Origin of the sequence: Collinsella sp. TM10-22, assembly GCF_003466125.1 — a bacterium.
Lineage (GTDB): Bacteria > Actinomycetota > Coriobacteriia > Coriobacteriales > Coriobacteriaceae > Collinsella.
Genome location: NZ_QSOC01000013.1, coordinates 1 through 6,160 on the forward strand (window position 1 = coordinate 1; position 6,160 = coordinate 6,160).

Below are 6,160 nucleotides of genomic sequence, written 5' to 3' on the forward strand. Positions count from 1 at the left end.
TGAGCCCTGCAGTCCGCTCCGACTGCGGGGCTTTTGCTATTGAGTTGTGAGCATATGGGGGAGGTAAACAAGATCAAATTTGATTAGACGCTCAGATCATGAGACGCCTGAAACCAAACGATGACTCCCAGAATCCTAATTCGGCGTTTGTCCAGCACGATATCCGGTTCCGCTGTGCGATATGAGTGGGATGAGAGCATCACGGTGTTCGTGCCGGTGCTATAACGCCGTATGACGATTCTTGAATTATCGGCCAAAGCGAGGACGGAGCATCCGTTCCAGGGTTTCAGGTTTGGATCCACGAGGAGAAGGGATCCAATCGGGTAGCATTTGGACATGGCGGACGTGTCCATTTGAACAAAGAAGCACCCGCGATGTTTCTTGAATACGGATGAGGGAAGCGCGGTTATTCCGGTTTGTTTAAGTCCCGTTCTGCCTCCATTCTTCAAGATTTTAAATACATCGCAAAGGGAATCAGTAGTAACTTCTTTGGATTCCCCCTTCCGCCCCTCGTGGTCGAGCTTTGCGGCAAGCCCTGCGGTTTCAGATGTGAGGTCGTCGAGCTGCAGGTTAAATTTCGATACTATCTTGAGCAACGTTGAGCGGCGGATTGTATAGCGGTCCTTTTCCCAGCGGCATACCGTTTCTTTGGAGACGCCGATGAGTGCCGCGAATTCCTCCTGTGTCAGCTGGTCGCGCTTGCGAAGCGCCTTTATGTTTTGACCCGTTCCCATGTTATGAAGTGCGGACGAGGGGGAGGCAGAGGCAGTTGGGGCCGCCAAAGCCGTTTGTCAGCTCAAAGATAGAGATGGGAATAAGGTCAATACCGGCCTGCTCCAGCGCTTTGTTGGTTTCGGCGTTTTCTTCGTATACGCAGACCTTGCCTGGCTCCAAACAAAGGGTGCTTGTGGCATTGTTGGTCCTTTCGACCTCTGCTGCTCCGGGATTTGAGCCACCGCAAAGGATAAATTGCAACGAACTTGAACCTAGGGCTAATCGCAACGCTTCTTTCAGTCCGCCTGCGACATGACACGCACGGGTTGTCCCTTCCGACCTGCCCCGCGTAATGCGGTAGACTCGCGCTTGGTCGAGAAGCTCCCGAGCAACGAGGAATGTCTCGTGGTCAACGCGAGTGAAATATGTGTCGAGATGAATGCAGAGGTCATCGTAGGGGACCTGAATGGCCCATACGGACTCAATAGTCGAGTTCTCATCCCACAGCAAGTTATTTGCTAAAGTGTCTATCGCCGCCGGCTCGGTTCGTTGCGAGATTCCAACGGCTATGTTTTCGCTGTTGAGGTTGTGCAGGTCGCCGCCTTCAATGTGGTAAGTCGATTCATGCTTGAAGAACTGAGGGGTCTCGCGGAAATCTGGGTGATAGGTAAAAATCGTTTTGTAGGCGATAACCTCACGGTTGCGCTCTGGCCAGTACATGTGGTTGAGCGTAACGCCTTCGCCGATGACGCTCGCCGGATCGCGTGTGAACCACATGGTGTTAAGGGGGCTTACGAGAAGATCGTCAGGTGAGTATGCGTCTGCCGTCAGTTTCGTGAGGCTGAACACCTCTTTATCTGTGTTGAAGACCTGGGAGTAGCGGATGCCGTTGACTGCTGCTTGAGCAAGGGCGCGGGAGCCTTCGATGCGCTCGAGATACTCGCGAATGGCAGACTCGAGCTCAATGCCCCGCGCGCCGCATTCTGAAATGTAGCTATCGATAAAAGAGCGACGCGCTTGCTCTGTCGCATCAAGGGCTTCGGTAAGAAGGTTTTCAAGATAGAGAATCTCTACCCCTTCGTGCTCGAGCATTGCCGAGTAAGCATGATGCTCCCTAAGGGCTTTATCAAGATCGAATGAGCTGCTAGACGGACGCAACGTAAAGACCCGATTGAACTGCCCGTCGGGGTAGTTGCGCGTTTCGGGGCCGGGACAGTGCAGAAGCAGCTTTTTTAGCTTTCCTATTTCATTTTGAACATGCAATGCGGACATGTGACCTCGCTTTGGCGATGAGTATTTATTGCTTCCATAGTGGCACATTACGAGTTCGATTCAATTTACATCATATCTGTCACAGGTGAATGGCACGAACCGGCTTAGTAATTGATGTTAAACATCAATCTAGAAAGCAAATTGACAAATTACGTCAATCTAAAGTCCGTTTACGGGTCGATGTGCTTCGCTGACGGTCGATGGAGCGGAAGGGTGTTTTGCGCGATGACACAATGGCTTTGCCGGCAACGAAAAACCCCTGAATTAAGGAGGAGAGATGGCAGAGACAGAAAAGAAGCGCACTCTTCGAGTCCCGCACGTGTACACCATCATTCTCGTCTTGATGGCCGTATTTGCCGTTCTGACCTGGGTCGTGCCTTCGGGCTCGTTTGAGCGCCAGGAGGTTAACGGTCGCGAGGTAACGGTCTCGGGCACCTATGAGCCTGTCGATAAGGTCTATACGGACGAGGACGGCAACGAGGTCGATCTTCGCCAAGGCATCTTCGAAGTACTTGAGGCCCCTGCGATCGGCATCCAGCAAGCGGTCGAGGTCGTTGCATTCATTATGATCGTGGGAGGTTCCTTCCAGGTCATCACGGCGACCGGAGCCATCACGAGTGGCGTCGCCCGAGTGGTGAAGAAGTTCAAGAGCAAGGACGTCCTCATCATTCCGATCCTAATGGTGCTTTTTGCCTTGGGCGGCAGCACCTTTGGTATGGCAGAGGAGACGCTTCCGTTCTTTGCGATTCTTATGCCGATCATGATGGCCATGGGCTTCGACTCAATTACAGCGTTCATGACGGTGTTTGTGGGTGCCCGTATCGGATACATCGCATCTACCGTTAACCCGTTCAACGTCCTGATTTCCCAGGGCATCCTCGGTATCCAGGGCAACCCCCAGCTTTGGTTGCGTACTATCGCCCTTGTCGTGCTCACTGCAGTTGCCATCGCATGGGTTGTGATGTATGCCCTCAAGGTTAAGAAGAATCCCGAGGCATCCCCAGCTTTCCACGATGATATCGAGAAGCGCAAAGAGTTTGGCGCGGACGAGAATCTCCTCGATAGCGAGTTCACCGCTAGGCAAAAAGCCGTCATGGTTATTTTCGTGCTTGGACTTGGCGCTATCATTTGGGGTCTGGTAACCCAGGGCTGGTACATGAACGAGATCTCTGCGATTTTCTTGGCCATGGCTCTTCTTTCGGGTGTTGTTTCCGGGATGAATGAGAAGGAGATCGCTGGCGAGTTCGTTAAGGGAATTGCAGACTTCGCGTTCTCTGCCATCGTTGTTGGCCTCGCCCGCGGAATCCTCGTAATCGCCAATGACGGCCTCATCATCGATACGATTCTCAACACGCTCGCCACGGCTCTCTCTGGAGTTCCGCCCGTTATCTTCACGAGCATCCTCTATGTCGTGGATAACCTTCTGTCGATCCTCGTTCCGAGCTCCTCGGGCATCGCTGCTCTTACGATTCCCATTTTCGGCCCGCTTGTTGAGCTGATGGGCTTAAACCCCGAGGCCGCAGTTACTGGTCTTTCCATGGGTAGCGCGGCCATGTCTCTCATTTCGCCAACAAGCGCGATGCTCGTTGCCGGTCTTGGCGTCTGCAAGATTCCGCTAGGCCAGTGGTGGAAGGTCGCTTGGAAATTCTTCCTGGTCGTAAGCGTTATCTGCATGGCATTCACTGCGGTTTCGGGTCTTATCCCCCTGCCGTAAATGCAAAACCCCACATACAAGTTGTGAGAAAGAAGGATAGAAATGAACAAAGGACTGAACGTTCATAGCGAGATTGGCGCCCTCAAGAAGGTGTGCGTCCATCGCCCCGGTATTGATCTTGTAAACATGAAGGCGGAGGATTTCGACCGCGTTTGGATTCACGACGCGTTCTATTTGGACTATGCCCAGAAAGAGCACGATCAGTTTACCGACCTTCTTCGCGGCGCTGGTGCCGAGGTTGTCTATATGGAAGAGCTGCTCGCTGAGACGTTTGACAAAGTCGAGGGCACTCGCGCAGAGTTCATGACGAAGTTCATGGGGGAGTCCGGCATCTCCAACGCGGCCCTTCGCCAGGCCGTTGTCGAGAAGCTTGATTCGATTAAGGACAACAAGGAGTTTGTCCTTGCTGCCATGGGCGGCCTCTACGTTCGCGACCTCGAGATCCCCAAGGTCGGCGGTTCTCTTGCCAGTATGGACGGCGAGGAGTTGAAGGCTGACGATATGGTCCTCTTCCCCATGCCCGCCTCGTATTTCTCCCGTGACCCTCTGGCTGTCGTGGGCAAGGGCGCTACCATGAACCGCATGTACTGGAATCAGCGCAATCGCGAAGTAATCTTCTACGAAACGGTGCTGCGTAACCATCCTGATTACGCCGGTAGCCCCATTTGGTATGACCACAACAGCGAGTGGCATATCGAGGGCGGCGATATCCTCAACATCAACGCCAAGACGCTCGCCATCGGTATTTCCGAGCGCACCCAGACTGCAGCCATCGATGAGCTCGCCAAAAATATGTTCTGGGGTTCCGATGAGGCCGAGATCGAGAACATCTATGCCATCAAGATTCCGCACGGCTATGCCTACATGCACCTCGACACCGTCTGCACGCAGGTCGATCGCGATAAGTTCACGGTCTATCCCGGCATCTACCAGACGCTTCGTGCCTACCGCCTGACCAAGGGCGATTCGGAGGGGGAGGTGCATATCGAGGAACTCGAGGGCACCCTGCAGCATATCCTCGAGCTTGCGACGGGTATGGACCATATCACCATGATTGAGTGCGGTGGCGGCGATCCGATCGAGGCTTCCCGTGAGCAGTGGAACGATGGTTCCAACACTCTTGCGGTCGCACCGGGCAAGGTCTGCGTGTATGAGCGCAACGTTGTCACCAACGATGCTCTTTACAAGGCCGGCGTCGAGCTGCTCGTCGCCCCCTCCGAGGAGCTTTCTCGCGGTCGCGGCGGCCCGCGCTGCATGACCATGCCGTTCTGGCGTGAGGAAATCTAGTCAGCGTTAGCGTATCTGGGCGGCGCGTGTGCGTCTGCGCCGCCCATCCCTCCTTGTGTGTTCCAACAACCGAAAGGACTCAAATCATGGCTCTTAATCTTTCTGGTCGAAGCGTTCTTACCCTGCTTGACTTTACGTCCGAGGAAATCGAGTACATGCTCGACCTCTCAAAGAACTTCAAGGATATGAAGCGCGCCGGTTATCCACACCGCTTTCTCGAGGGCAAGAACATTGTCCTGCTGTTTGAGAAGACCTCCACGCGCACGCGCTGTGCCTTCGAGGTCGGCGGTATGGACCTGGGTATGGGCGTGACCTACCTCGACCCCGGCTCGTCGCAGATGGGCAAGAAAGAGTCCATCGAGGATACCGCCCGCGTGCTCGGTCGCATGTATGACGGTATTGAGTATCGCGGCTCCGACCAGTCGATCGTCGAGGAGCTTGCCGCCAAGGCTGGCGTTCCCGTCTGGAACGGTCTGACCAACGAGTACCATCCCACCCAGGCCCTTGCCGACATTCTCACCATGCGTGAGGAGTTCGGCGACACGCGCGGCATGAAGCTCACTTACATGGGCAAGGAGCAGGGCAACGTCAGCGACTCCCTGATGGTTATCTGCGCCAAGCTCGGCATTAACTTCTGCTCCTGCGGACCCAAGGGCGATGTCGAGGGCGCCACGCACTTCGATCCCGAGCTTCTTGAGCGCTGCCAGGAGATCGCCGCTCAGAATGGCTGCACGATCCAGCTCACTGAGGATATCGACGAGGGCGTCAAGGATGCAGACGTGATCTATACGGACGTTTGGGTCGGTATGGGCCAGGCTGAGGAGCTGTGGAAGAGCCGAATCGATCTTCTCTCTCCCTATCGAGTAACGCCCGAGGTCATGGCCAAGGCAAACCCCGGCGCCATCTTTATGCACTGCCTGCCGAGCTTCCACGATACGCAGACCACCATCGGCGCCGAGATTGCCGAGAAGTTCGGCGTGACCGAGATGGAGGTTTCCGACGAGGTCTTTGAGAGCGCGCAGTCTCGTGTGTTCCAGGAGGCCGAGAACCGCATGCATACCATTAAGGCCATGATGTACGCGACGCTTCGCTAGTAGCTGGGAAGTGAACGAACACTATGAGTAAACCGTACGGTAAGCCCGACCGCATCGTCGTCGCCCTCGGCGGCAACGC

The 6,160-nt window shown here is 54.8% G+C and carries 5 protein-coding genes; 3 read left to right on the top strand and 2 right to left on the bottom strand.

All coding sequences use genetic code 11. From position 1 onward, the window contains the following. Positions 1-83: 83 nt before the first annotated feature. Both DXD94_RS09435 and DXD94_RS09440 read right to left on the bottom strand, forming a co-directional pair. Positions 84-734 carry a LexA family transcriptional regulator gene (locus DXD94_RS09435; protein ID WP_117763889.1) on the bottom strand — a complete coding sequence of 217 codons (651 nt, stop codon included), beginning with the start codon at positions 732-734 and terminating at the stop codon, positions 84-86. Position 735: 1 nt separating this feature from the next. Beyond that, entirely contained in the window at positions 736-1,986 is a 1,251-nt protein-coding gene (locus DXD94_RS09440; RefSeq protein WP_158564817.1) for an arginine deiminase family protein, read from the bottom strand. Positions 1,987-2,263: 277 nt separating this feature from the next. On the opposite strand from DXD94_RS09440, the gene DXD94_RS09445 reads away from it, so the two are divergent. The 3 genes from DXD94_RS09445 (at position 2,264) to argF (ending at position 6,081) form a co-directional block, all read left to right on the top strand. After that, positions 2,264-3,700 carry a YfcC family protein gene (locus tag DXD94_RS09445; RefSeq protein ID WP_199407177.1) on the top strand — a complete coding sequence of 479 codons (1,437 nt, stop codon included), beginning with the start codon at positions 2,264-2,266 and terminating at the stop codon, positions 3,698-3,700. Between the two features lie 42 nt (positions 3,701-3,742). Then, positions 3,743-4,987, top strand: a complete 1,245-nt coding sequence (locus DXD94_RS09450) for an arginine deiminase family protein (RefSeq protein ID WP_117763891.1) — start codon at positions 3,743-3,745, stop codon at positions 4,985-4,987. 86 nt (positions 4,988-5,073) lie between these two features. Next, on the top strand, positions 5,074-6,081 hold the full coding sequence (gene argF, locus DXD94_RS09455) for an ornithine carbamoyltransferase (protein ID WP_117584179.1): 1,008 nt from the start codon (positions 5,074-5,076) through the stop codon (positions 6,079-6,081). The last annotated feature ends 79 nt before the right edge of the window (positions 6,082-6,160 follow it).